We start from the raw sequence: 25,499 nt of genomic DNA, 5'->3' as shown, positions 1-25,499 counted from the left end.
GTATCATATCATGTTTTGGACCTACTTCGTGTAGGGGCTATGAGTGGTAGCGGGGTAGTCCTAGGTATAAAAAAGGGTACTATGGCACAAAAATGTACGTACTTGCATTCAGGGGAGGCTGCTTCATAATAAAGAATGGTCGAAGGATTGGCGAGACAGACTGCACAAGATTGGGTAACTGTTTTTCATGTTGAAAAACAAGCGATTGCCTCAACATATACTAATATATTGAATAGGAGATGTATCCATATGTCAGAGAAATTATTTTCCCCTTATCAGTTCAAGGGGCTTCAACTGAATAACCGGGTAGTTATGGCGCCCATGTGCCAGTACTCGGTAACAGCCAAGGATGGCATCCCGAATGATTGGCATCAGGTTCACTATGTAAGTCGTGCGGTTGGGGGTACAGGTCTGATTGTTATCGAAATGACAGACGTTGATCCAGATGGCCGCATTACTGATAACGACCTGGGCATCTGGTCGGACGAGCATATTCCGGCTTTTGCCAAGCTGGTGGATGGCATGCATGCCCATGGCTCGAAAGTGGCCATTCAAATTGCACATGCTGGGCGAAAAGCAGAGGATGCAGAGCAGCCGGTAGCTCCATCCGTGGTCACTTTCCCGGGTGAAGACTTTAGGGAGCCTCGTGCGTTAACTACCGAAGAAGTAGAAGCGATGGTACAGAAATTTGCGGACGGTGTTCGCCGCGCAGTACAGGCTGGAGTGGATGCCATTGAGCTGCACGGAGCACATGGATATCTCATTCACCAGTTCCATTCCAAGCTGATGAATCATCGTGAAGATGTATATGGACAGGATCTGGCACGATTCGGCGTTGAGATTATTCGTGCGGTGAAAAAGGAAATGCCGGAAGACATGCCGCTCATCATGCGCATATCTGCAATTGAATACGCTGATGGCGGCTACGATATTGAGCACACCTTGGAAATGGCTCGTGCCTATCAGGCAGCAGGTGTGGACATATTCCACATCAGCTCTGGCGGAGAAGGACCTGCCGGACAACGGAAGCCGGGTAACTACCCAGGTTATCAAGTTCCATTTGCCCGTCGTTTCCGCGAAGAACTGAACGTTCCGGTGATTGCAGTAGGGCTGCTGGATGACGCAGCTCTCGCTCAAGCCGTTATCGGCAATGGCGATGCCGATCTGGTTGCAGTGGGCAGAGGCATGCTGCGCGATCCGTACTGGGCTAACCATGCGGCTCTGGAGCTTGGCGTCAGCAAGGATAAGGCAGCGATTGCGGAGCAATATTCCCGCGGTTATTAATTTATCTAAAACATATATCAGCTTGTAAGACAGGCCGCGGCAAGGGTGAACCTTATGCTGCGGCCTGATTTTGCTTTTTTGACAACCAAGTGGTCACGGTTGGGATTCCGTTGTACAGAGCAGACTAAGGCGGGAGATGCACATCTTTTAAAAATGCGTTCAAAATGAGGTGCGTTTAAGAGGAGATCCGATGCTAGATTTGGTTGTTAAATGAATTCATTTGACACCCATCTTCATATCCCGAACAATGAGTAATATCTATTTAAGGAGGCGATGGTTATGACATCATCATCGAGCGCACTGCCGGACATTCGGCAGCAATTGGTACTTCATGCACCGCTGGAAAAGGTATGGGAGACTGTCTCAACGGCAGAAGGCATCGAAGCCTGGTTTATGCCAAGTAATCTGGAGCCGGTGGAAGGACATGAATTCGTGCTGGAGGCGGGACCTTTTGGCAAATCACCATGCCGGGTGACGGAAGTTCAGCCGCTTCATAAGTTATCCTTTCAATGGGGCAAGGATTGGGCACTTACCTTCGAACTACAGAAACAGCCCGAAGGTACAGCATTTACGTTGATTCACAGCGGTTGGGATGCCGATAAACTGACTGAATTCGGACAGGCGCATGCCATCGTGCGCGAGCGAATGGAGCAGGGCTGGTCAGGCATCGTGCAGAAACTGGCACAGGTTGTAAGCCAATAAGAGAGGATTGTCAGTTGCGATCAGGGTCATTTCCTGATTGAACAGCTGGCCGTCCTTTTTTTATTTTGTGAGCTTTTCATGGAGAGTTTGCACGAGATGGTGAACGGCCTTAAAAAATGTGATTCTTTTTAGTTTCCTTCTATTTCCGTGGGCAGCAGAAACGTGTAACATGGATCATAGAAGATAAAACGACAAAAAGTGACGCCTATCGTCACATGTCAGAAGGATTTCATTCGATGAAAAAACACTGGATTATGCTGACGATTAGTTTCATTTGTATTGTTGTCTTCCCTGTGGGGTGGATTGTGCAGAGTATTATAACTGAACGCGGGAATCCGGTAGTTAAACAAGGCCTAATCGATTTGACCACATGGGATTTCACCAAAAAGGGTGCAGCCACATTGGACGGAGTCTGGGACTTCTACCCGAACCAATTACTGACCCCGGTTGATTTTGAAGCGGATGAGTCCGGACGCAAACCACTTGGGCCACCTGAAGCTCTTCAAGTCCCGGCCAGGTGGAATAAGACGATGGGTGAAGCTCATGGCTACGGAACCTACCACCTTCGTGTCAAACTCAGGCCCAGCTCCGAGAAGAATGACTATGGCATTCGTACAAAGAATATTCGTATGGCACACCGTATTTTTATAGATGGCAAAGAGATCGGAGGCAAGGGACTGCCTGGGGAAACAAGGGAAACGGACCTCCAATACAACTTGCCGTTCACCGGGTTTACCTCAATTGAGGGAGACCATGCAGACATCATCATTCAAGTTTCCAACTATACATACTCTTCCGGAGGAATCGTAGCTTCCCTATTATTTGGAGATGAACACAGCATTCTGTACAGCCAGCAGTGGGACTGGCTCAAGGATCTGATGACCCTTTTCGGCTTTATCCTTCCTGCGGCGTTTTTCCTGCTCCTGTTCAGGCTGCGCCGGAGTGAGAAGGAACTTCGCTACCTAGGCTTATTCAGTCTCTCCGGAGCCATGTATGCACTGACGCATGGGGAGAAACTCCTGGGCACCTTTGTACCGTTTCTACCGAATACTGAAATTCTAAGGCTTCAATTAATAAGTTCAGCACTTGCCTATTACTATTTGCTACGCTATATGGATGCGCTTGTTCCGGGTGCAATTCACAAATGGTACGTACGTCTTGGAATTACGCTGGTGATTTTGCAATGCGCAATCGGCCTTACCTTGTCTCCGGTACTATTCTCGCAACTGGAGCCTCTAATGCTGATGGTGTCGCTTAGCGTCATTGTATACACTCTTCGGGCGATGTTTTATTGGTTGAAAAAGAGGCCCAACGACAGCCATTACGTGCTGATCAGCATGATGAGCATCCTCATGGTCGTTATTCTGTATACCATCGGCGCATTCACGACGCAGGATACGGCTTTTCTCGCCCTATACGAGCTATTGTTATTTGTCTTTGCTCAGATGATTCTTACGGCGATCCGGTTCGCGCAGTCCTTTCGTGAAGTTGAGGCGTTATCCGAGCGCTTGCTTGTGATTGATAACCTGAAGGATGAATTCATGGCTAATACGTCGCATGAACTGAGGACCCCGCTGCATGGCATCATTAATATTGCCCAGTCCATGCTGGAAGGAGCGGCAGGGGCTGTGACGCCGAAGCAGGCCAGAAATCTGTCCATGATCACGTCTACCGGTAAGAGGCTTTCCCTGCTGGTCAATGACATTCTGGATTTCTCCAAACTCAAGAATAGTGAGATCGAGCTGAAGCGGGAGGCGGTGGATCTGGAGTCCGTTGCCCGCACAGTGGTTGAAGTTTCGGGATTTACCTTCGGGGATAAGCCTATTGTGTTAATACAGGACTGGCCTCCATCCCTGCCACTGGTCGAAGCAGATGAGGATCGGTTACGGCAGATTCTCTATAATCTGATTGGCAATGCATACAAGTACACGCAGCAAGGCGAGATACGGCTATATGCGATTGTGCAGGGAGAGCAGATCCGAATGTCTGTGGCGGATACCGGGGTTGGCATTGCTCCAGAGAAGCTGGAGGATATATTCCAGTCCTATGAGCAGGAGAATGGTACAAGTGAACGAATTAACGGCGGGACAGGGCTTGGTCTCAGTATTTCGCGTAAACTTGTAGAGCTGGGCGGAGGCATGATTTGGGCCCAGTCAGAACCGGGTCAGGGGTCCATTTTTCACTTCACCCTGCCCATTGCCAAAACGCCGCTGCTTCATACTGTTTCCAGACCGACTGCAGCGAGCTACGTGCCTGCCGAGCGTGCTAATTCATCTACAGGGTTTTCTACAGAACTTGATGAATCAGAAGAAGGCCCTGCAGCAGAGCATACGATTCTGATTGTGGACGACGATCCGGTAAATCTCCAGGTATTGTACAATCTGTTGTCAACAGAGCGATACCGGGTCATTTCTGCTGATAGTGGTGCTGCCGCCTTGAAAATGCGAGAACAACACCCGGGAATCGACTTGGTGATTACCGACTGGATGATGCCGCAGATGTCCGGAATTGAATTATGCCGCAAACTGCGTGAGCATAATTCTCTGTCCGAACTGCCTATCCTGATGCTGACGGCGCGTGGATTGCCTGAAGATATCAGACTGGGTTTTCAGGCAGGTGCTAATGATTTCCTAAGCAAGCCGGTCGATGCAGGTGAGCTTCGTGCAAGGGTGCGAACCCTGATTGAAATGCGGGCCTCCGTTCAAGGCGCCATTCGCACAGAGATGGCTTTTTTGCAGGCACAGATCAAACCCCACTTTTTATATAACGCGCTTAATGTCATTATCGCTACTTGTGCTGTTAACCCGGACAAAGCAACAGATCTATTGATCGAACTGAGTCACTATCTGCGTGGGAGCTTCGACTTTCAGAACCGGGACCAGCTGGTGCCGCTGACCAAGGAACTTGAGCTGGTGGAGTCCTATGTTCATCTGGAACAGGCCCGATTTGAAGAACGGCTGGTGGTCAACTATGAAGTGGAACCGGACGTTCGGATCTATGTGCCGCCGCTTAGCATTCAGCCACTCGTTGAAAATGCCATTCGTCATGGTGTGATGGAGCGGGCCGCGGGTGGAACCGTGACTCTGAAAATTGTCAGAGAAGACGATCGTATCATCGTCCAGGTTGAAGATAATGGGGTGGGCATCCCTCCGGAGCGCTTGGCTCAGGTTCATTCAGGAAGGACAGAAGGACCGGGAGGCGTGGGCCTGCAAAATATCAACCGGCGTTTAGTGTCCTTATATGGCGAGGGATTGAATATTCAAAGCCATGTGGGCAAAGGGACGAAAATTCATTTCCGTATTCCTCTGCCGAGAGGTTAATTAGCCCAGAGTTGTGCCGAGACGGATCATAATGGTTAACAGACTAATAAGTTGATGAAGTCAATTCTGTAATTCCTTTGATATAGAACGAAGAAGAATACGTAAGGGCAGGAGGCTGGAAGAACAGTGAGAGCCATTGTAATCGATGACGAGAAGCCGGCGCAGCTCCACCTGGAGCGCCTGTTATTGTCGGACGGACGGATTACACCCGTGCAATGTTTTTCAACAGCCCGTGATGGACTGGATTTTCTGGCAAAAGAACGTGTCGATGTGGTGTTTCTGGATATTGGCATGCCAGAAATGAACGGACTGGAAGCGGCTGAGTATATACAGCAGCTGGATAACAACATTCGAATTATATTTGTAACAGCGTACGCTGATCATGCAGTCGAAGCATTTGAACTGCATGCACTGGATTATGTTCTGAAGCCGGTAAGCTCGGCAAGATTGGGCAAAACCATTGACCGGATTGCTGCTTGGAAATCTGCTATGCCCGAAATGGCAGCAACCACTGAAGTCAAGGAACCAGCTTCCAATGCTGCCGAGGATGATATCCAGTTACCGGGACTGCTCACCTTCAAACATTTGGATATCTACAGAAGCCTGAAACCGGAGGCAGCCAAGCATAAATGGAGGACGACCAAATCCCAGGAGCTATTCGCATTTCTGTTTCACCATCGCGGAGAATGGGTAAGCAAAGAGATTCTGCTTGATAAATTATGGGCTGATGTCACCTTGGAGAAAGGGCTAACCCATCTGCATACATCCGTATACCAGATTCGAAAACTGCTCAAAGAATGGAGTATGACAGGCAAATTGGAATACAACATGAATCGTTACCGTTTGCTGCCGGGCAATCTGGTGAGTGACGTGGAGCAGTTTGAACTAGGAGCGGGATATGCAGAAGTCACTTCTACCAATGTGGAAGAGCTGCGGGAGATCATGTTGTTATATCGCGGAGACTATCTTGAAGAGCATGACTACCCTTGGGCACAATCAAAGGCACGTGAGCTAAGACGCAAATATATACAATTGGTCATGGACCTGGCTGAATGGAACATGAAGCAAGGAAGAGGCAAGGACGCCATCGATCAGTTACTCGATTTACAGGAAAGAGAGCCTTATGCTGAAGAGATTTGCCGATTAATGATGAAGGTATATGCATCCATGGGTGATGGACAAGCCATACTGCAAGTATATTCATCATTTGCCAAGACACTCTTGGAGGATTTGGGGCATCAGCCGGAACCGGAAACGAGCCGCCTCTTTCAAGAACTAACGGCGAAGTAGGCACAGGCCGGGCGGGAGGATTGTCGTGAAATTATTTATACATCGCAAGGATTTGCGTACGGAGGATCTTCAGGCTTTTGATTATTTGCAGAACCAGGAAGATGAGAGTGTGCACCTTTTTATCTACGACCCCTTTTTGCTTCGTCAGGGACGCGATAAGGAACACAGCGGCATCAACTTTCTGAGGCATGCAGCCGGGCTTGCGAGACAGTACCGGGAGGCTGGCAAGCTGCTGCATGTGGCACATGGCAAGCCAGCAGAAGTTGTGGATTACATATTGGGACACACGGAAGACATTATCGATGAAGTGGTCGTTCACCGGGATATGACCCCTTACGCGATCGAAAGGGACCGCAGCATACGCAAGGTTGTGGACCAATACCAGGCCAAGTTCACACAGCTGACGGATCATCTGCTGATCGATCTTCCGCGGTTCGCTGATTTTACAGGCAAATCGGAGCCTTATAAAGTGTTCGCTGCTTTCCACCGGCGCTGGGTGGAATTTATGAATGAATTCCCGAATCCTCCTTCGGTAATAACGGTCGCTGATCTTAAGATCAGTAAGCTGTCCATCAAGTTTCCTGATTCATTCAGGGTTCCTGCAGCGCTTACGGATATCGAGCCGGCTGAAGAGCCTTATGGACTGCTCGATGCCTTCCTGAAGGAGCGTATCGCGGAGTATGGGGAGCATCGGGATGAATATGAAGCATACGAACCAAGCCATCTGAGTTCCTATGTGGCGGTAGGGGCCATCTCGATCCGCAGGATGTACGATGCCGCTTACCGGGCTGAACAGCCGGATGAATGGATTAGACAGCTGTGCTTCCGTGACTTTTATCTGTACCGTGCAGTATATGAGAGTCACTATTTTACATATGAAAAGGTATACGATCTGTCACCGTTAAGTGATTATCACTTCGAACGCTGGTGCAGGGCAGAGACGGGAATACCGATTATTGATGCTGCGATGACCGAGCTGAATGAGACGGGGCGCATGCCTAATCGACTGCGTATTCTGACGGCGATGTTCCTGACCAAGAACCTGCAGTGCCCATTTCCCCTGGGTGAGGCCTACTTCAGACGCAAGCTGCTGGATTATGACAACATTCAGAATCGGGGGAACTGGTTATGGTGCGCATCCCTTGGTGAGAATGCTGCTCCGTATTTCCGGGTAAACAATCCGGTAACACAGTCGGAGAAGTATGATCCCCAGGGAGATTATATCCGGAAATGGCTGCCTGAACTGAAGGATCTGCACAGCAAGGATATCCATCAACCACGCGAGGGTGCGATTGTGGATCTGAAGGCATCCAGACAGGCGGCTATAGAGGTCTATAAACAAATTCTGGCGAGTCGTCAGAAGGATTAATACCATGCAGCGGAATGTGTATAGTGATGCTGGAGGGAGGATCGGATGGTCGGATCTCCAAGGCATAGCCTGAAATGTCAGGCTCGAAGCCCTGCTGTCTCAGCTTGTCCATGAGCAGGAGAAACGTCTGATCAATATCTACCCGATCCGGAGCACCGAAATGGGTATATACGGCGTATTCACGGGCTGGAAGGATTATACCAACCATGCCTTCCGGCACTTCATGGAAGTGGGATACCTCTACTCCGGCAATATAGTGATAGAGGCGTGTGCGACTCAGAGATACGCCCGTCTTCACCCCCGTCCGAATTTGGCGGGGGATTTCATGTTGTCTGCGTTCTAATTCATTCCAAAGCTTAGGAATTATCACTTGTGACATATATACAGCTGTAAAAGGAGCCTGGAATTCAAGGCCGACCACATATGTCTGCGGCCGTACCATCCGCTCAAATGGATGAGCCTTGGCAATTCGTTGACCTGCCCTATCCGCAACTCGACCCGATTGCAGCAAAGTATATCCTCCCCGCCGTCCAGGTTCTGCATATAGAGGCACACCCATTCCACTAAGCTCATGTAAATACCGAAGCATAGTACGGTAAGAAACCCCGAATTCAGCAGCCATTTCTTCAGCGGTAAACGTAGGTTTGTCATACACTCGCATCATAAGTTCAATCAAACGCTGCGTTTTGGTCATGTTCCATCTGCTCCTGATAGAAATATAGATATACTGACAGATTTTGTCACTATATTAGTATAAAATAGAGTCAGGACTTACGGCAACAGGATCAACTTGAAGATAGGGAGAGCATGAATGAAAGGGTGAGAGGGTATGGAACAAGTCAATTCTTCAATGTTGGTGCGTATGGAGGCGGCGACCATCATCGGACTGAAATGGGAGGGAACCTTCGCGGAAGCAGGGGCAGGGGGCATTCGTGAAGTGCAAACGGAGTTCAAGCGTCGTCTGCAGGAGATCAGTGATGTGCTCCACCCACAGGAGCTTCTGGGATTGTCCTATCATACGACAGATACAGGATTTGTTCATTATGTCGCAGTCGAGGTTGGCAAAGATGGAGCATCAACCATTCCATCTGGAATGGTGAAAGTTGATGTCCCGGCACATGACTACGCCAAGTGCAGCCACGTCAAAGGACAGAGTGTGGAAGCATCCTACAATCGCATCTATGCCTGGATTGAAGAACAGGGTCATGCGGTGTCGCAAGGTCCACTTACACACTACGAAGTATATCCGATGGATCAGGATCCATATGATCCGGAGCCCGAGTTTACCATTTTCATCCCAGTGAACCAGAAATAAATCCTGCTGAGGCAGCATCGCTCGAAGACCGCATTATAGCGGTCTTTTTTACATTTATAGACATGAAAAGTGTGTGAAATCCACTGAAAATTTAGGAATTGTTAAGAAAATGGACTACCCATCTTAAGCATTATGCCTTTTAATAGATAGAGAGCTTATCGTACTAAGTCATATCTGACATATTGACGAACACATTAAGGAGAAACGCTAAACATGAGTGAGACATTGAAAAGAGAGCGAATACCGGAGTTGAACCTGGTACGTGCCATGGCGATTATCGGCGTGCTGTGTGTGCATTCCACGTCCTATGCGACGGTGGACATGACGGGTTCGGGCTACTACTGGCTGTACAACTTTATTAATATCTTCATGAAATATGGTACGCCAACTTTTATTTTCATGAGCAGCTTCGTGTTGTTCTATAACTATTATTCCCGTCCTTTGGACAAGAAACTGGTCAGCAATTTTTATAAAAAGAGATTCGTTTACATTTTGCTGCCGTATTTCCTGTTTTCCCTGTTTTATTTTGTGATTCTGCATTTCACCCATTATCAAGGCCGTCCGTTTGGTGAATCTGCCATCAGCTTCATTACCAAACTGTTCACGGGTAAGGCGTATACGCATCTGTACTTTGTATTCATCAACATGCAATTCTATCTGTTATTCCCGCTTGTTCTGTGGCTGCTTAAGAAGTATCCTGCGGTGGTTAAGTGGTCTGTACCAATTGGCCTGCTGATCCAGTGGGCATTTATCGTAAGTAACAAATACGGGTTCCAGGTGCCGAACAAAGGAAGCTGGGCCTTCTCGTACTTCTCCTATTTCATGCTGGGAGCGTTCATTGGGGTCTATTTTCCAAAGATCAAGCAATGGTTTGTCATCAGTCGTGAAAATGCGACCAAAGGCCGCGTAGCATCCTGGATTCTGCTGTGGGCCGTCTGGATTGCTGCCGGACTCGGACATGTATATATTTATTACCTGCTTCGTATGAAGATTGCCACGTATAATACACTGTGGTATGAGTTTTTCTGGAATTTGCATACCTTTGCTTGTGCGCTCGTGCTGATTCAGATTGCATACCTGTTGTATCGCAAGGGGCCTGCATTGATTGCCAAGCCGCTTAATCGACTTGGTGCGCTGTCCTTCGGAATTTATCTGATCCATCCATTTTTCCTGCTGTTGTATCGGGAATTCCCGCCGCAAACCGGGGTCTCCTGGCTGGTTCACCTATGGTATGCCGGAGGCTTTGCCGTAGCGCTGTTCGCTTCATGGATTGTAGTGGGGCTGACTGCAAGGTTCATTCCGTTTGCCTGGGTCATCTTCGGTAATCTGCCGAAACCAAAACCACGGGTTATCCCTCAATCCAATTCGGGACAGCTCGATGTTCGTTAATATTTAATTGCCATTACAGGAATAATAAGCCGTTTCTTGGTCGACCTTAGGGTTGAGCGGGGAACGGTTTTTTTCATGCGATCAATGAGCATCATGTGGGAACGAATGTTTCTTTTGGAGCTGCCAGGGGTAATGAGAAGGCGGAACACAAATCATAAATGCGAGACTTACAGAACAGGATCAAGGTGAGATAAATGAAAACATGTGAACAATGCGGGAAACCGATGCAAGATATATTGGAATATGTAGAGCACATTCTTCATGAATGCAATGGACAGACAACAGAGTACAGCACAGATGCCTATCCGCCACAGACACAGGGATATGAGTGTGTCCGCGAGCAGATGTGATACAATAGAAAGAAACCGGATTCATACGGAACCGAGGTGACAACATGGAGACGGGCTCAGCCCCTTTCCGGCAGGACATGACGGAACATGAAGCGCAGCAGACCAAGGTATGCATGTATTGCGGGCAACAGCGTCCGTTGTCTGAATTTCGGCGCAGAACCGGAAAGAGGGCGGGGCCCGGTGCCAGACGAGGGGCCTGTCGTCGTTGTCGTCAGCGCAGTGGACAGGCTGACGTTAGCGACAACCTGGTGCAGCAGGGACAGAGCTTGCACATGCGGATGCAAAGACCGGAGAAGATTACAAATGAATCAAGTGCTGCAGCCAATCAACGGGTGATTCAAGAGACAGTGGATGAAGGTTCTGAGAAACAGCACAGCCAAGCTGAACCTCTATCTTCCGCCTCCTCGGAGCCATCAGGTGATCGGAAGAAAAGAAGACGCAGACGAAAGTCCAAACGGCAGCAGGCACAGCCAGGTCTTGAGCAGTCTGAACGGATCACGGAATCAAGCGCCGCAGGCCAGGCAGAGCGTGATCCGAAGGTCGGTGGACGCACGATATCCAATGTGCGTGCTGAACAAGCCGCCGCGCAGCCAGCTGTGGCGGCCAGCGAGGCTTCGCTGCCGGAAGATCCGCAGGATCCGGCAGCGGGAACAGCAGCTGCGGGTCAGCAAACCGCAGCGGGGCGCAAGCGCAAGCGGCGCCGCAAACGCTCGGCGCCGCCCGGCGCTGGCACTGGACCAGACCGCATCGCGGTCAAGTCCGAGGTGCCAGCGAGCGACCGTGGCGCTGCGGCCACGGTCGACGGGCCTTTGGCGGCAGGTGCACAGCCTGCCGCTCCAGGGCTGGACCCGGGCCAGGCAGCATCTGCTGCGGCCGGGGCAGCCGATTCGGCTCCCGTGCGGCCGCAGGGTCCGCACGGGAGCAGGGCACGGCCAATGCGCAAAGAACGTGCGCATAAGGCCGCTAGTGAAGACGGTGCCCGGGCAGCAAATCCCGGACACCGTCCCCATTCCCATCATGCCCGCAGTCGAAGTGCGGGCGCAGATGGCCGGCCGCGCCGTCAGACTCCGGCAGTTCCGGCAGCCATTGATCCGGAAGATCCGTCGTCGCTGCGTACGAACAGGCAGGGCATGGTCCGCATGCGTGGCAAGACGGATAAAGGCCGCCGCTGGCATCAGGAGATTGACATGGAGCTTGCAGTCACGCTGGTCAAGGAAAAAGCCGCAGTTGTTGTCAATCGGTACACGATTCGCCGATTATTCAGCAACAAGGATTTCAAACGGTACATCATGACCCGGGATCAGTATACCTGCTACTTCTGTGGATCATATGGGGATACGATCGATCATCTTCTGCCTCGGGCCAAAGGCGGTCATACCACTCCGCTAAACTGTGTTTGTGCCTGCAATCTGTGCAACCAGTCCAAAGCGGCAATGGATGCAGACGAGTTCATGCAATCCGGCATACCCGAATGGAATGCCGCTCATCAGGAGGAACTGAACGAACTGCAGATGCAGGAAGCGCAGCTGGAATAGAATATGTTTATTTCTTCTCCTGTTAGGAGGAGGAATACCAATATAGAAAAGCACACCAAGACTTGTTGTACAGGTCAGGGTGTGCTTTTTTGTTATGTTGGTCTCATCTGTGAATATTTCTTCAAATTAACAACGGTTTGATGTGGATTCGTGCGTTATACTGTGAGAAGAAGATGAACCGTACCCAGATCATTCGAGCACAGGAATTGCGGTGTAAACGGATGGAGACTGAATAGATTGGAAGGATGCACATGACCCCGGTACCTCTGGACATCATGTCCTATATTACGGAAGAGAATATTCGTTACTGGCTGGAGCAGTTTCGTTCCCTGGGGCCGCTTCCGGGTATACTGCTTACCTTTATGAAATCCTTCGTGCCACCGCTGCCAACCCTGCTGATCGTGGGGGTTAATGGGGCGGTGTACGGACTATGGGCGGGATTTTTGTACTCGTGGATCGGGATGTTGCTGGGGTGTACCCTGACCTTCTTGTTGGTCCGGGAGATTGGAAAATCGGCCTTCGTGGAACGATGGTCCAGCAAACCGCGTGTTCAGCGGAGCATGGTATGGATTCGGCGGAATGCCTTCAGTTATGTATTTTTGCTGAGCATTTTTCCGGTCGGTCCGTTTGTCATCATTAATGTGGCGGCAGGTATTGCCCGAATGAGACTTATGTCTTTCCTGCTCGCCGTAGGATTTGGTAAGGGCATTATGATATTCTGCGTGACCTACATTGGCTCCAATGTGGCACAATTCCTCGAACATCCTGTTAGGTGGATCGGTGTATTGCTGTTTATCGCTGTATCCTTATGGGCCAGTCGGAAGCTGGAGAGACACTTCACCCGTTCATCCTCTGAGGAGAAACGGAACGAATCCAATCCCTCTTCAGGGAACACCATTTCTTCCTGATCAGCCGCATGCATATACGGTTCTAAGGCATCCGGTTACGCGCATAAGCTAAACAGACTGTTATCGAGGAACTGATTTTCTCGTTAACAGTCTGTTTTCTGTTTGCTTCACTCATATGCAGGCACCCTCTTATTTACCTTTATTCCATAATTCCAACAATGGTCCCTCGTTCCCGTAGACAGGATCTGTATCAGGGATGGGCACACCCTGAATCTCCCGGAGCACTTCAGGACGCTCTGCCGGATCACCTGTACGGGTATTGTAGCTCGTGCCGCCAGGGTAAGCACCTGCTATACGAAAATCAGAGCTGGCTTCCAGACGCTTATGTCCTGTCCCTGCAGGAAGTACAACAATATCTCCCGTTTGCAGATAAACTCGTTGTCCCTGTTCCCCGCCCAGAATCAGCTGAACGAAACCGCTAACCACGGCTAGTGCTTCATGGGCATTGCTATGAAAATGATGATAGTCAAACACACCATTAATCCAGCTGTTTCCCCAGTGATTGCTGTTGAGCAGCGACTCTGCTCGGGACGGGTCTTTTGCCCATACGCCCTTATACAGCAATACTGGCAAGTTTGGGTTGTTGGGAATCACGCCATCGTCTTTGAAGTAAAAGGTCTCTATATTATCTCTGGATTCATTCATGATCATCACCTCACTGTTTATTACCCTCATTAGCTGTCTGTTCTGCTGAAAGAAAAATAAAAAATGAATGGAAAATGATACAAAACGTATCAATTTAAGGTTATACTCAATACATACGCTCGCCTCAAGAGCCTGCCTGAGTAAAATCCAAGGAGGAATGGTTTGGTGAACATTGTCATTACAGGGGCTTCCGGATTTGTCGGATTCAATCTTTCTCATTATTTGGCGCAAAAAGGCCACCGTATTACCCTGATCGACCGGGATGACTATTGTCAGAGACTTGTTCACAGCTCCCCGCTGCATGAGATGACCTTCACTTGTTGTGACCTCGCTTCAGACCGCTTCAGCTTGCCCCAGGAAACCGATTATATTATTCACCTGGCAGCCATGCCGCATGTGGATTATTCCTACCATCACCCAGGAGAAGTATTTCGTAACAACACACTAAGCACACAGGCCATTTTGCAATATGCAGCCAATCATCGTATTCCGGTTGTGCTGGCCTCCTCGGTAGAGGTCTATGGAGGCGAATTTGGCAGAGTGTATTCCGAATCAGACGTATATGCTCCAGTATCACCCTATTCGGCATCCAAAGTAGCCTGTGAGACGCTCGCTCATTCCTATGCCCAATGCTACAACCTCCCCGTCAAAATCTTCCGCCTAACCAACCTTTATGGGCCATGGCAGCTGCCTGACCGCATCATTCCCCGCAATTTTGGCCGGATGATGGATGGCTTGCGGCTGGATATTCAAGGATCGGCTGTACGTGATTTTCTGTATATCGATGATGCATTGAAAGCCATTGAACAGATTATGCTGCATGGACAAGATCGACATACGTATAACATCTCGACAGGACAAGGCACGACGATGCAGGAGATTGGCGAGCTGCTGCAATCACTGCAGCGCTCCACAGGAGATGTCGAGATTCGAGATCAGGAACCGACCCAGTCCAGAGGCTCCAGTTTGGTCGTTTATTCGGGCAAGTTAAGAGAAGAACTGGGATGGAAACCGCAGATTACCTTGGAACAGGGGCTGGAAAAGACCTACCGCTGGTATCAGGAGCATCCCGATTGGGTGCGACAGTTCAGCAGACAGTATCAAACTTCGAGAGGAAGTCATGAGTTTATCGTGGATATGGCTAGATATGTGGCCCCAGCGATTTGATACAACGTACAATCAAAAAAAGCCAGGGAAGGGTGATTGGAATAACACCTTCCTTGGCTTTTTTCTGCCCCGTAGGTACAGACATGTTCATGCTGCATGTCTACGGGCCGACATCATCACGTATATAGTGCACGACTTCATCGTGCGAAGCATATGAGACCTGATCCTAGTGGCGATCTTTTACATCGGCAATTTTATCTTGAACCGCGCCTTTCGCCTTGTCCTTTTTACCCTCAGCCTGAAGGGATCTGTTGTTTGTTGCGTTACCGATCTGATCCTTCACTTCGCCTTTGGCTTTATTCACGCCTGCTTTGATTTTATCGCTAGTTGAATTACTCATATCGAACATCTCCTTCATTTCTGGTGTAGTCCTTATTAACCGGGTTCCTGTAATTTTAAACGTTGTCTGTCAAAAGAAGCTGTCGTAAGGGCCTGAAATAAGGTCAAGATTCTCATCGGGAAGAATTGAGCCAATAGGGAATAAGCCAGCATGACAAGCTGCATAATAACGATAGTGACCAAATTCGTTGCATGGAATTCATGATTTTGGAAAACACTTCCTAAAAATAAGACTGAAAAAATCCTCTATATGTACTTTTTCGCACATATGGACGTATGTGATCTTGTCTTAATACCACATGTGGTAGGAGTGCAGATCTGGAGTAGAATGATAAGCGGTTACATTCCGACCGCGAAGCTTGACAAAAAAATCGGATTTGTTACAATGTTCACAATATCTTCACAAGTGTAAAAAATTTCTTTTTCATGTTCATGTGTAAGAGGTGTAATATAAGGGTATAGAGTTCGGTTTCGGCCTGCTTGTCGTTTTGCGTCAACACATGTTGTCCGCAATAGACCCAATACAATACATGATCCTAGAGCGGCCCATGGGCTTCGCTCTTTCTATTGTGTGAAATTTGGTACATTTCAATGTATCGCTTGTATTCGTGGTTCGGCTCTGCTTGACAGGCATCATGAAAGTCGCGGACTTCTATCCCAAAGTAAAGGAGGACTTTCTCTTATGTCACAATCGCCTACTCAACAAGAGGTGCCAGTTACAGAAGGTGCCAACGTTTCCGAGCGCCAGTCCTTGGACGTGCTCGATCAACTGATGAAGCCTGAGGTACAGGAGTCTCTGACCGTTCTGGTTGAAAACCTGCCTAAACTGGCTGAAATGGTTACTGCCATGACCAAAGCTTATGACTTTGCACAAAGCGTAGCTACAGACAAAGTTCTGATCAGCGACACAATGAGCGCAATGGGTGAATTCGCTAAACCAGTTGTAGACAAAGCCAAAGGTGTGGCTTCCGCTGCAATCGAAGCAAGTGATCGTGCGCAAGCAGAGCAAACTTCGGTTGGTCTGTTCGCTATGCTCAAAATGCTTAAAGATCCAAACGTACAACAAACGCTGCGTTTTGCTCAATCATTCCTGAGCATTCTGAACGAGCGTCAACAACAGCAACGTTAAGATTAGAAGAACGGAGGATGGATATGTCGAAGCAAATTTTGATCTTGGGCGGAGGTTACGGTGGTCTTTTGACTGCGCTGACTGCGCGTCAATACCTGACACCGGAAGAAGCGACAATTACAGTCGTGAACCGTTACCCTACGCACCAAATTATTACGGAACTGCACCGTCTTGCAGCAGGAAGCATTGCTGAAAAGGCAGTTGCTCTTCCGCTTGAAAAATTGCTGCGTGGTAAAAACGTGAACTTGAAAATCGATACGGTGGATACTATCAAGCCGGACGAGAAAAAAGTTCTGATGACCAGCGGCTCTACTTACTCTTATGATGCACTCGTCGTTGCCCTGGGTAGCGAAACGGCATTCTTCGGAATTCCGGGATTGCAGGAGTACAGCTTCACGCTGAAATCCGTTAGCGATGCTAACCGCATTCGTGCACATGTTGAAGCACGTCTGGATGCTTACAAACAATCCGGCAACAAAGCAGACGCAACGTTTGTTATTGGTGGCGGCGGTTTGACTGGTATCGAGCTTGTCGGCGAATTCGCTGACCTGCTGCCAGGCGTATGCCAAGAAAAAGGTATCGATTTCAACGATATCTCCCTGTATACCGTTGAAGCAGGTCCATCCATTCTTGCAGGATTCCCGCCAGAATTGGTTGACCGTGCAAAATCGAGTCTCGAGAAACGTGGCGTTAACTTCATCGTTGGCGTAGCGATCACAGAGATGAAAGAAAACGAAGTATTGCTGAAAGACGGCAGCTCCATCCCTACGAACACACTCGTATGGACAGGTGGCGTACAAGGTAATGCGGTTGTTGCTAACAGTGGAATTGAAGTGGATCGCGGCCGTGCTAAAGTTACGGAAGTTCTGCAATCCACATCCCACAAAGATGTGTTCGTTGCTGGTGACAGCGCAGTGGTCTTCCCTAGCGAAGGCGCTCGCCCTTATCCTCCAACTGCACAACTGGCTTGGCAAATGGGTGAAACCATTGGTCACAACCTGAGCGTAATGTTCAAAGGTGGCGCAATGGAATCCTTCACACCAGTATTCTCCGGTACACTGGGAAGTCTGGGTCGTAAGGATGCTGTCGGCATGATCGGTGGCAACCAGACTCGTCTGAAAGGTCTGCCAGCAACCATGATGAAAGAAGCAAGTAACATCCGTTACCTGTCTCACATCCACGGATTGTTCGCACTGGCGTACTAATTTAGTAGCCATCCATAAAAGGGTGCCCCTTGGGGCACCCTTTTTGCGTTGCTTCAGCCAAGGTTAAACGCTAAGGAGCAAGTGAGGTTAAAAGGGCTGCAGAACTGATGAGCTGGGTCAGGTATAGACAGTACAGGGTGTATGGTATATTAAGATGTATATGAAGCATTTTTTATGCGCTGACATGCGCTAAACGGATGGGATCACAGCGGCCGGCGCTTAGAAGCGCCGGCTTTCGTTTAAATTAAAGACAAGTCCAGAGAAGGATAAAGCTACACGGGGTTACCCGTTTAACCGAGAGGAGCATGACATATGAATGTATTGGTTATTGGAGCAAACGGACAGATCGGCAAGATGCTTGTGGAACAGCTCGCCCAGGAAGGCAAGCATCAGGTAACGGCAATGATTCGCAAACCGGAACAGGCAGATGCGTTGAAACAGCTGGGTGCAAATGTAGTCATGGGTGATCTGGAGGGCAGTGTGAATGATCTGGCTGAAGTGATGAAGGATCATGATGCCGTCGTCTTCACGGCAGGGTCCGGTGGTTCTACAGGTGCAGACAAGACACTCCTTATTGATCTCGACGGGGCTGTAAAAACAATGGAAGCCGCGCTGCAGCAGGGCATTTCCAGATACATTCTGGTCAGTGCTTTTGGTGCAGATCAGCGGGAGAAATGGTCGGATGCCATTAAACCATATTATGTGGCGAAGCATTATGCCGATCGCGCGCTGTTTGCGAGCGAACTGAATTATACGATTATTCGTCCTGGTGGCTTGAAAAATGAACCAGGAACAGGCAAAATCGCCGTAGGAACAGACTTGAAACCAGGAAGTATACCGCGTGAGGATGTAGCTCGTGTTATCGCAGCATCCCTGCAGGAAGAGAAGACATATCGAATGGCGTTTGACCTGATTGCCGGGGACGACCTCGTGGAGGATGCATTGGGCAAACTGTAGAGTTCTATTGTAAGATATCGTGAGAATGGAACGAGGGGGAACTCGGTATGAATGAAGCCGTGCTGGTGATTGAAGATGAACCCAAAATCGCACGCCTGCTTGAACTTGAATTACAGTATGAGGGGTATCAGGTGGGTAAGGCAGGGAGCGGTACGGAAGGATTGGAAATGTATCATGGTGGCCAGTGGGATCTGATTCTGTTGGATATTATGCTGCCAGGCCTGAGCGGAATTGAGGTGTTGCGGCGAATTCGTGCCAGAGATGCCTTGGTGCCCATCCTGATGCTAACAGCGAAGGATTCAGTTGAGGACAAGGTGTCGGGACTTGATCTCGGCGCCAACGATTACATTACTAAACCTTTCCGAATCGAAGAACTGCTAGCCAGAGTACGGGCAGCGCTCCGGCTGAGTGCCGCAGCCGCTTCTTCATCCGGGGTAATACGACATGCCAATCAAGACACAACAAGCCATATGAGTGAAGAAGATACAGGCTGGCTTACTGCCGCTGGTTTGAAGTTGAATGAGGGTACAAGGGAGGTATCCCGGGATGGAATACCGATCGATCTTACTCCACGTGAGTTCGATCTTCTCGTGTATCTGCTGCAGAATCAGCGTCAGGTATTGAGTCGTGATCAGATTGTACAGGCCGTTTGGGGTTACGATTATTATGGAGATACCAATGTGGTGGATGTGTATATCCGTTATGTGCGCAAAAAGGTAGATAACGGATTCACTCCGCCTTTAATACATACTGTTCGTGGTGTTGGATACGTTCTGAAGGAGCAATCATGAGTCTGCGGAGTAAAATCTATGGATACTCCTCCGTATTGTTTGCGGTACTGCTCATCGCTGTAAACCTGTCCGTGTATATCGTATTTGAACGGATTACCATGTCTAATGAGATCAAGCGTGTCGAAGCTGAGGCCGGGTCGATCGTAACAGGAGTGCGTGATTCTGCTGAATCCATTCCACCGGACGATCTGCTGCGTGCCTATGCGCCGGTGGAAGGAATGCTCCGCATTGTCAATGAGGATGGTACCAGTTCCGATCCAGTAACGACAGCGACAGAGCCCCAACTGAACGAGATGCTAAGCAAGCTGCCGTATAAGTACGAGAGTCAAAAGAAATCGGAGTATACCCGGGTTGGAGAGATGGAGTATGTCTGGGTGTCTGTGCCGGTAATCTGGCCTGATGGTGAAGTGGTGAATGTACAAGTCATCGAAAGTGTTGCAGATACCGAGAATGGCCTGTCCGTGCTGCGTACGGTTCTGGTCGTGGTAACGATTATTGCATTGATCCCTGCGATTATCTCCAGCCGAATTCTGGCGAACCGGATGACAAGGCCGATTCAGCAGATGACCCGTACCATGAGTGATATCCAGTCAAGCGGACAGTTTAAGCGGCTTCCGCTGGCTGCCCAATCGAAGGATGAACTGAGTACCATGGGCCAGACATTCAACCGCATGATGGATTTGCTGGAATCCAACTTCGAGCGGCAGGAGCGTTTCGTTTCGGATGCCTCGCATGAGCTTAAAACACCGCTGACCATTATTGAGAGTTATGCGAGTCTGCTGCAGCGACGGGGCAAGGAACGACCTGAGGTGTTCGATGAGGCGGTTGAAGCCATACTGTCCGAATCCGTCCGCATGCGGGAGATGACCGAACAGCTGCTCCTGCTGGCCAAGCAGCCAGAGCAATGGAACATACAGCTGGAAAGGCTTGATATCACACGTTTGGCTCAGGAATCCACCCGAGCCTTCCGGGAAGCCTATCACCGGGAAGTTGATTGTGATGATCCGGGCAGTATCTGGGTGATCAGTGATGAGAGTAAGCTGAAGCAGATGCTGTTTATTCTGCTGGACAATGCCCGCAAGTATAGCGAAGATGCCATTGAAGTCAGACTGGAATCCAACGGACAGGAATGCCGGATATGCATCGTTGATTCGGGGATTGGAATGCGGGAGGAAGAGCTAACCAAAGTATTTGATCGCTTCTACCGTGTGGACCCGGCAAGAACCCGCAGCGGCGGAGCAAGTGGATCGGGCTTGGGATTGTCACTCGCGAAGGACATCGCAGGGGCTATAGGGGCACGTGTTGAACTGAAGAGCGCCGAAGGTGTAGGCACCGAGGCTTCAATTATTTTGCCAGTATCCGTTCAGACGAACCTGTTCTCATGAAATTCTCATTCTTCTCTTGTATACTGATGCCAAGAATGTCACGGGAGCAGATGCACGTATGAAAGGGGGAGGCAGATTGGAAAAGTCACAGGTACCACCGGAAATGAAACGGGAACAGCAGAAGACGACCGGGAGGTCCAAGCGACCGATATGGTGGGGAGCAGGGATTGTGGCTGTGCTGCTTGTCGCAATCGTGGGCTGGTGGCAGCCATGGCAATCCAGCCGTGTGATGCTGAGTGCGGATGCAGCGGCTCAGGCCGTATTGGAACAATACCCTGGAGAAATTGTGAATTCCACGTTGAAGGACGGTACGTATATCATGCAGCTTCGATCCGAAACAGGGCTATATGATGTACAGCTGGATGCAGTAACTGCTACAGTCAATGCCATCAAGCGGCTGGAATCCAATCCTCAGGCTGAAGAAAAAACACTGCTCAGCCGGGAGCAGATCAAGACGGAGTTACGGAAGCAAACCGATGAGCAGCTGGTATCACTGGAACTAGTGGAACAGCAGGGGAGTCCGGTTTATCTGGCTGTATTGAAACTGAAGGATAATCGCCGTGAGCAGTGGACGGTTGATCCATATAACGGGGAGAAGCAATCTTCCCAGACGCTGGATGCTCCAGCTTCGGAACCGGGAAACGAGAATGATGCTCCGCAGTTTCTTAGTGAGAAGGAAGCTGAACAAAAGGCACTTGCCAGAGTTCCCGGGGAAGTGGATGACACGGAGCTCCGTGGAACGAATAGTGGGAATCCCTATTACCTGGTCGAGATTGATCTGGAGGATGGCAGGGAAGCTATCGTGCAGGTGAACGCGATATCCGGAGCGATCCGGTCCGTGACCTGGGATGAAGAAGAAGATTAAGTAAAGACTCAAAAATAGAGATGCAATAATGCTGTGAATGTTCGTCTCATTTTCTCATCAAATTCTAATCTGACTCTCGCTGTTCTCTCATACGCACAGGTTATTCTATAACTGTAGACGAGAACGAGAATAACAACGAGGAGATGAAACAGGATGATGAACAAACACAAATTATGGATTGGCAGTATTTCGGCAGCGGTACTTCTTGGAGGATCGGCGGTAGCGGCGAGCAGCAGTGTAAACGGACAGTCGGTACAAACCTCGCCATCATCGACTTCGCAGTCGGTCTCACAGGATCAGAGCAGTACGGGCAAATTGCTGACTGGAGCGCAAGCCAAAGCAGCAGCGTTAAAAGCGGCTGAGGGTAAAGTGGACGACATCGATCTGGAGCGCAGAAACGGCCAAACGTTCTACGAAGTCGAAATTGACCGCAAAGGAAGCAATGACGTTGTGGTACGATTGGATGCCTACACAGGCAAGATCCTGGCGGTTGTGGATGATGAAGACTATGACGACGATGATAATTACAATGGCTCTGCTACAAGTACTTCTTCCAACCAGTCTGCTGCAAAACAGGTTAAACTGACCGAAGCACAAGCCTCTGCAATTGCCCTGAAACAGGTGACAGGTGGAAAAGTAACCGAAATTGAGCTGGACCATGATGACGGACGTTATGTCTACGAGATCGAGATCAGAACCCCGGATGGGGAAGCAGATGTTGATGTGGATGCCAATACAGGTAAAGTGCTGTCCTTAGACCAGGACTTTGACGACGAGGATTAATGAAGGAACGTTAATACAACGATTAAAAGAAAAAGAAATACAGTTTAGCATGCTCGTACACCTAAAGAGAATACCTCATGAAAGCTGCATGCTCATGGTAAAGGACGCTTCATATGAAGCGTCTTTTTTGGCTTTCTTCTCATACCCTTTTGAAGGTCTGTTTGTAGACATAGTGCTCATCCAGATCATAACATCCTAAACTGTGGTAAACTAGTAGAATTATAGAAATAGATAGAGACAGGAGCTGGATAACGAAGTGAATGAAGAACAAGTACTTTCCATTGAAGGCTTGCGGATGCGTTATAACGGACGTTATGTCCTGAACGGAATTGATCTTGTGGTGAAGCGGGGAGAGATGATCGGGTACATCGGTCCCAATGGAGCCGGCAAAAGCACCACGGTCAAAATCCTGCTGGGACTGGTTGAGGGATATGTGGGCAAGGTTTGCATCTTTGGCAAGGATATCGCAGATGGCGATACAGAATATAAACGCAGAATCGGTTATGTCCCCGAAGTTGCGGAGCTGTATGAACAACTGACGCCAGCAGAATACCTGACCTTTATTGGAGAGCTGTATGGCTTGTCTTATGAGGATGCCGATTACAAGGCGAAGCAGCTGATGGATTGTTTTGGACTCGAAAAATCCTATCATTCCCGCATTGCCTCGTTCTCGAAGGGGATGCGCCAGAAGGTGCTGCTCATCTCAGCATTGCTGCATGATCCGGATCTGTTGTTTTTGGATGAACCGCTCAGTGGACTCGATGCCAACAGCGTGATGGTGGTCAAGGAGATATTGTCACAGCTGTCGGCCAAAGGGACAACCATCTTCTATTCCTCACACATCATGGATGTGGTGGAGAAGATCAGCAGCCGGATCATCCTGATTGCGGAAGGAAGAGTGATGGCAGACGGGACATTCAGGCAGCTGCAGCAGCAGTCCATGGAAGGCACGCTTGAAGAGGTGTTTAACCAATTGACAGGCTTTAATGAGCATAAGGCGATAGCTGAACGCTTTGTATCGATTGTACAGGAGGTGTATTGATATGGCGGAATCCTCCGAATTCCGTACGCTGAAGATTCTGGATCATTTTCGCCATATCATTACGAAGACGGGTGCGGATTATGATGTACTGCGGCTTATATTGAAAGTGAAATTTCAGATGGATCAGCGCAGGGTACCAACTGTATTGTCGTCGCGGAGCGGTAATAAGGAGCAGAAGGAAGGCAATCTGTACCTTCGGTCCCTCTGGTTGTACGGATTAATGGGTTTGCTTCTGGTGCCATTTGTCGTGTGGGATACGGGTCATTATATGCTCCAGATGGGTCTGGTCACCGCTGTGCTGATGTTTATCATTATGACATCCATGATCTCGGACTTTTCCTCTGTGCTGCTGGATATCCGGGATCGGAATATCATTATGACCAAGCCGGTGAATGCCCGTACGGTTGGCATGGCCCGGGCTATTCATGCCGGAGTGTATTTGCTGCTGCTGACAGGTTCCCTGACAGCCGTACCACTGGTGGCAGGCTTAATCACACATGGCATCGGATTCTTCCTGTTATTCATTGCGGAACTCATTCTGATTAATATGTTCATCCTGGTCACCACCTCTCTAGTTTACCTGTTCATGATGAAGTTCCTCGATGGAGAGAAGCTGAAAGACATGATCAACATGGTACAGATTTTGTTATCCGTTGGCATCGCTGTTGGATATCAGCTGGTGGCAAGGTCATTCAGTATCATCGATTTTGACATGGTCTTCACACCAACCTGGTGGCAGCTCTTACTTCCTCCCGTGTGGTATGCAGCTGTATATGAATGGCTGTTCGGTGGTGGTGGGGATGTATGGCTGTATACCTTCAGCGCACTGGCTGTTGTTGTTCCAATGATCAGTTTGGTTATCTATGTGAAGCTGATGCCTTCCTTTGAACTGTATTTGGAGAAAATGGCCCATTCCGGATCGACCTCGGGGCGAAGAAAAGGGTCATGGGATCGCACGCTTGCCAGAGTGTTCTGCCGTTCCGGAGAGGAGCAGGCCTGCTTCCGGCTGTCAGCGAGCATGATGCGGAACGAGCGGGAATTCAAGCTGAAGGTATATCCATCCATTGGATTATCCTTTGTCCTGCCTTATGTATTCTGGTTCACCCAGCTGCAGTCCTCCACGTGGGCGGAGCTTAGAGAGGGCTCGTTCTTTTATACGCTGTACATCATGCTGATTCTTGTGGTTTCGGTGATTATCATGCTGAAATATTCGGGCCAATACAAGGCATTCTGGACCTTCCGGGCTGCACCGATTGCGAATGAACATGTGCTCTATAAGGGTGCACTGAAGGCATTTATGTGCAATATGTTCTTTCCGGTTTTTCTGCTGAATGCCATTGTGTTCACCTGGACATTTGGGCTGCGGATTCTGCCTGATCTGGCGGTGATTTTGCTGGTGGGTACAGCGCTGATCCCGTTAACAAGCAAACTTCTATTGCGCAAGCCGCCATTCTCCCTGTCCTTTAGTATTGCCCAGCAAAGTGATGGCTGGTTCGTATTCGCTGCATTTCCGGTGATTGCCTTGCTATGGGGAATTCATGTTTTCTTTCGTACGCTGCCAGGAGGCATCTGGATCTTCGGTGGACTTCTGATTGTGACCAATGTGCTGCTCTGGACCATGCTTTACCGGGTTAAGCGGGTGCATGTTCAGGTTTGAAGGGACTGGGGGAGCAAGCAAGGAACAGGTAAGAAACAGGCAAGGAACAAAATGCACGATAGTAAACTATAA

21 protein-coding genes and 1 pseudogene are annotated in these 25,499 nt (G+C 49.2%); 19 read left to right on the top strand and 3 right to left on the bottom strand.

Annotated features, from left to right (window positions below; translation table 11 throughout):
* The first annotated feature begins 249 nt into the window (after positions 1 to 249).
* The 5 genes from GUA98_RS15985 to GUA98_RS15965 all read left to right on the top strand — a co-directional run bounded on the left by GUA98_RS15985 (position 250) and on the right by GUA98_RS15965 (position 7,965).
* Positions 250 to 1,284 carry an NADH:flavin oxidoreductase/NADH oxidase gene (locus tag GUA98_RS15985; protein WP_193723698.1) on the top strand — a complete coding sequence of 345 codons (1,035 nt, stop codon included), beginning with the start codon at positions 250 to 252 and terminating at the stop codon, positions 1,282 to 1,284.
* A gap of 279 nt (positions 1,285 to 1,563) precedes the next feature.
* Positions 1,564 to 1,986, top strand: a complete 423-nt coding sequence (locus tag GUA98_RS15980; protein ID WP_415753030.1) for an SRPBCC family protein — start codon at positions 1,564 to 1,566, stop codon at positions 1,984 to 1,986.
* Positions 1,987 to 2,222: 236 nt separating this feature from the next.
* Positions 2,223 to 5,306: an ATP-binding protein gene (locus GUA98_RS15975; RefSeq protein WP_193723696.1), complete on the top strand. Its 3,084-nt coding sequence runs from the start codon at positions 2,223 to 2,225 to the stop codon at positions 5,304 to 5,306.
* 126 nt (positions 5,307 to 5,432) lie between these two features.
* On the top strand, positions 5,433 to 6,596 hold the full coding sequence (locus GUA98_RS15970) for a response regulator (protein WP_193723695.1): 1,164 nt from the start codon (positions 5,433 to 5,435) through the stop codon (positions 6,594 to 6,596).
* A gap of 25 nt (positions 6,597 to 6,621) precedes the next feature.
* Positions 6,622 to 7,965: a cryptochrome/photolyase family protein gene (locus GUA98_RS15965; protein ID WP_193723694.1), complete on the top strand. Its 1,344-nt coding sequence runs from the start codon at positions 6,622 to 6,624 to the stop codon at positions 7,963 to 7,965.
* Here the strand turns inward: GUA98_RS15965 and GUA98_RS15960 are convergent.
* Positions 7,919 to 8,659 (bottom strand): GyrI-like domain-containing protein, encoded by a 741-nt coding sequence (locus GUA98_RS15960; RefSeq protein WP_193723693.1) that lies wholly within the window; start codon positions 8,657 to 8,659, stop codon positions 7,919 to 7,921. The two genes, GUA98_RS15965 and GUA98_RS15960, sit on opposite strands and share 47 nt — an antisense overlap.
* A 156-nt stretch (positions 8,660 to 8,815) precedes the next feature.
* Here GUA98_RS15960 and GUA98_RS15955 point away from each other — a divergent pair, with 156 nt between their 5' ends.
* The 4 genes and pseudogenes from GUA98_RS15955 (at position 8,816) to GUA98_RS15940 (ending at position 13,462) form a co-directional block, all read left to right on the top strand.
* Entirely contained in the window at positions 8,816 to 9,280 is a 465-nt protein-coding gene (locus GUA98_RS15955) for a GyrI-like domain-containing protein (RefSeq protein ID WP_227779689.1), read from the top strand.
* A 213-nt stretch (positions 9,281 to 9,493) separates the two neighbouring features.
* Positions 9,494 to 10,669 (top strand): acyltransferase, encoded by a 1,176-nt coding sequence (locus GUA98_RS15950; protein WP_110758396.1) that lies wholly within the window; start codon positions 9,494 to 9,496, stop codon positions 10,667 to 10,669.
* A gap of 1,447 nt (positions 10,670 to 12,116) precedes the next feature.
* Positions 12,117 to 12,554: pseudogene (locus GUA98_RS15945) on the top strand (HNH endonuclease); the annotation flags it as partial.
* 251 nt (positions 12,555 to 12,805) lie between these two features.
* Positions 12,806 to 13,462: a TVP38/TMEM64 family protein gene (locus GUA98_RS15940; protein ID WP_415753029.1), complete on the top strand. Its 657-nt coding sequence runs from the start codon at positions 12,806 to 12,808 to the stop codon at positions 13,460 to 13,462.
* Between the two features lie 129 nt (positions 13,463 to 13,591).
* Here GUA98_RS15940 and GUA98_RS15935 read toward each other — a convergent pair whose 3' ends face one another.
* Positions 13,592 to 14,107: a cupin domain-containing protein gene (locus GUA98_RS15935; RefSeq protein WP_193723691.1), complete on the bottom strand. Its 516-nt coding sequence runs from the start codon at positions 14,105 to 14,107 to the stop codon at positions 13,592 to 13,594.
* Between the two features lie 165 nt (positions 14,108 to 14,272).
* Between GUA98_RS15935 and GUA98_RS15930 the strand changes: the two genes are divergently transcribed.
* A complete protein-coding gene (locus tag GUA98_RS15930) occupies positions 14,273 to 15,274 on the top strand; it encodes an NAD-dependent epimerase/dehydratase family protein (protein WP_193723690.1) in 1,002 nt (333 codons plus the stop codon).
* Between the two features lie 166 nt (positions 15,275 to 15,440).
* Here the strand turns inward: GUA98_RS15930 and GUA98_RS15925 are convergent, their stop codons facing one another.
* Positions 15,441 to 15,614: a CsbD family protein gene (locus GUA98_RS15925; RefSeq protein ID WP_082704104.1), complete on the bottom strand. Its 174-nt coding sequence runs from the start codon at positions 15,612 to 15,614 to the stop codon at positions 15,441 to 15,443.
* Between the two features lie 681 nt (positions 15,615 to 16,295).
* Between GUA98_RS15925 and GUA98_RS15920 the strand changes: the two genes are divergently transcribed.
* From GUA98_RS15920 to GUA98_RS15880, 9 genes are all read left to right on the top strand, one after another.
* Positions 16,296 to 16,742: a DUF1641 domain-containing protein gene (locus tag GUA98_RS15920; RefSeq protein WP_095290826.1), complete on the top strand. Its 447-nt coding sequence runs from the start codon at positions 16,296 to 16,298 to the stop codon at positions 16,740 to 16,742.
* Between the two features lie 23 nt (positions 16,743 to 16,765).
* The gene (locus tag GUA98_RS15915) at positions 16,766 to 17,947 is read left to right on the top strand and encodes an NAD(P)/FAD-dependent oxidoreductase (protein ID WP_095290835.1); all 1,182 of its coding nucleotides are present in this window, start codon (positions 16,766 to 16,768) and stop codon (positions 17,945 to 17,947) included.
* A gap of 312 nt (positions 17,948 to 18,259) precedes the next feature.
* Complete coding sequence (locus GUA98_RS15910; RefSeq protein ID WP_153980357.1) at positions 18,260 to 18,904, top strand: SDR family oxidoreductase; 645 nt, start codon at positions 18,260 to 18,262, stop codon at positions 18,902 to 18,904.
* Positions 18,905 to 18,951: 47 nt separating this feature from the next.
* Positions 18,952 to 19,695, top strand: a complete 744-nt coding sequence (locus tag GUA98_RS15905; RefSeq protein WP_153980356.1) for a response regulator transcription factor — start codon at positions 18,952 to 18,954, stop codon at positions 19,693 to 19,695.
* Positions 19,692 to 21,080, top strand: a complete 1,389-nt coding sequence (locus GUA98_RS15900; RefSeq protein ID WP_153980355.1) for a sensor histidine kinase — start codon at positions 19,692 to 19,694, stop codon at positions 21,078 to 21,080. The genes GUA98_RS15905 and GUA98_RS15900 overlap by 4 nt, the downstream gene beginning before the upstream one ends.
* A 76-nt stretch (positions 21,081 to 21,156) precedes the next feature.
* Entirely contained in the window at positions 21,157 to 21,945 is a 789-nt protein-coding gene (locus tag GUA98_RS15895) for a PepSY domain-containing protein (protein ID WP_193723689.1), read from the top strand.
* Positions 21,946 to 22,098: 153 nt separating this feature from the next.
* Entirely contained in the window at positions 22,099 to 22,728 is a 630-nt protein-coding gene (locus GUA98_RS15890) for a PepSY domain-containing protein (RefSeq protein ID WP_193723688.1), read from the top strand.
* Between the two features lie 256 nt (positions 22,729 to 22,984).
* The gene (locus GUA98_RS15885) at positions 22,985 to 23,770 is read left to right on the top strand and encodes an ABC transporter ATP-binding protein (protein ID WP_193723687.1); all 786 of its coding nucleotides are present in this window, start codon (positions 22,985 to 22,987) and stop codon (positions 23,768 to 23,770) included.
* 1 nt (position 23,771) lies between these two features.
* A complete protein-coding gene (locus tag GUA98_RS15880) occupies positions 23,772 to 25,427 on the top strand; it encodes a hypothetical protein (RefSeq protein ID WP_193723686.1) in 1,656 nt (551 codons plus the stop codon).
* Positions 25,428 to 25,499: the final 72 nt, after the last annotated feature.

The sequence above is a fragment of the Paenibacillus sp. P13VS genome, from assembly GCF_015143645.1.
In the GTDB taxonomy this organism is placed as follows: Bacteria; Bacillota; Bacilli; order Paenibacillales; family Paenibacillaceae; genus Paenibacillus; species Paenibacillus xylanilyticus_A.
The sequence above is the reverse complement of the archived record's forward strand: the minus strand, read 5'-3'. Positions and strand labels throughout refer to the sequence as shown.

What these genes read in the sequence shown, in the direction of transcription:
- GUA98_RS15985 (WP_193723698.1), top strand. Translation starts at nt 250, where the DNA reads ATGTCAGAGAAATTATTTTCCCCTTATCAGTTCAAGGGGCTTCAACTG.
- GUA98_RS15980 (WP_415753030.1), top strand. Translation starts at nt 1,564, where the DNA reads ATGACATCATCATCGAGCGCACTGCCGGACATTCGGCAGCAATTGGTA.
- GUA98_RS15975 (WP_193723696.1), top strand. Translation starts at nt 2,223, where the DNA reads ATGAAAAAACACTGGATTATGCTGACGATTAGTTTCATTTGTATTGTT.
- GUA98_RS15960 (WP_193723693.1), bottom strand. Translation starts at nt 8,659, where the DNA reads ATGACCAAAACGCAGCGTTTGATTGAACTTATGATGCGAGTGTATGAC.
- GUA98_RS15955 (WP_227779689.1), top strand. Translation starts at nt 8,816, where the DNA reads ATGTTGGTGCGTATGGAGGCGGCGACCATCATCGGACTGAAATGGGAG.
- GUA98_RS15950 (WP_110758396.1), top strand. Translation starts at nt 9,494, where the DNA reads ATGAGTGAGACATTGAAAAGAGAGCGAATACCGGAGTTGAACCTGGTA.
- GUA98_RS15940 (WP_415753029.1), top strand. Translation starts at nt 12,806, where the DNA reads ATGACCCCGGTACCTCTGGACATCATGTCCTATATTACGGAAGAGAAT.
- GUA98_RS15935 (WP_193723691.1), bottom strand. Translation starts at nt 14,107, where the DNA reads ATGAATGAATCCAGAGATAATATAGAGACCTTTTACTTCAAAGACGAT.
- GUA98_RS15925 (WP_082704104.1), bottom strand. Translation starts at nt 15,614, where the DNA reads ATGAGTAATTCAACTAGCGATAAAATCAAAGCAGGCGTGAATAAAGCC.
- GUA98_RS15920 (WP_095290826.1), top strand. Translation starts at nt 16,296, where the DNA reads ATGTCACAATCGCCTACTCAACAAGAGGTGCCAGTTACAGAAGGTGCC.
- GUA98_RS15915 (WP_095290835.1), top strand. Translation starts at nt 16,766, where the DNA reads ATGTCGAAGCAAATTTTGATCTTGGGCGGAGGTTACGGTGGTCTTTTG.
- GUA98_RS15910 (WP_153980357.1), top strand. Translation starts at nt 18,260, where the DNA reads ATGAATGTATTGGTTATTGGAGCAAACGGACAGATCGGCAAGATGCTT.
- GUA98_RS15905 (WP_153980356.1), top strand. Translation starts at nt 18,952, where the DNA reads ATGAATGAAGCCGTGCTGGTGATTGAAGATGAACCCAAAATCGCACGC.
- GUA98_RS15900 (WP_153980355.1), top strand. Translation starts at nt 19,692, where the DNA reads ATGAGTCTGCGGAGTAAAATCTATGGATACTCCTCCGTATTGTTTGCG.
- GUA98_RS15890 (WP_193723688.1), top strand. Translation starts at nt 22,099, where the DNA reads ATGATGAACAAACACAAATTATGGATTGGCAGTATTTCGGCAGCGGTA.
- GUA98_RS15880 (WP_193723686.1), top strand. Translation starts at nt 23,772, where the DNA reads ATGGCGGAATCCTCCGAATTCCGTACGCTGAAGATTCTGGATCATTTT.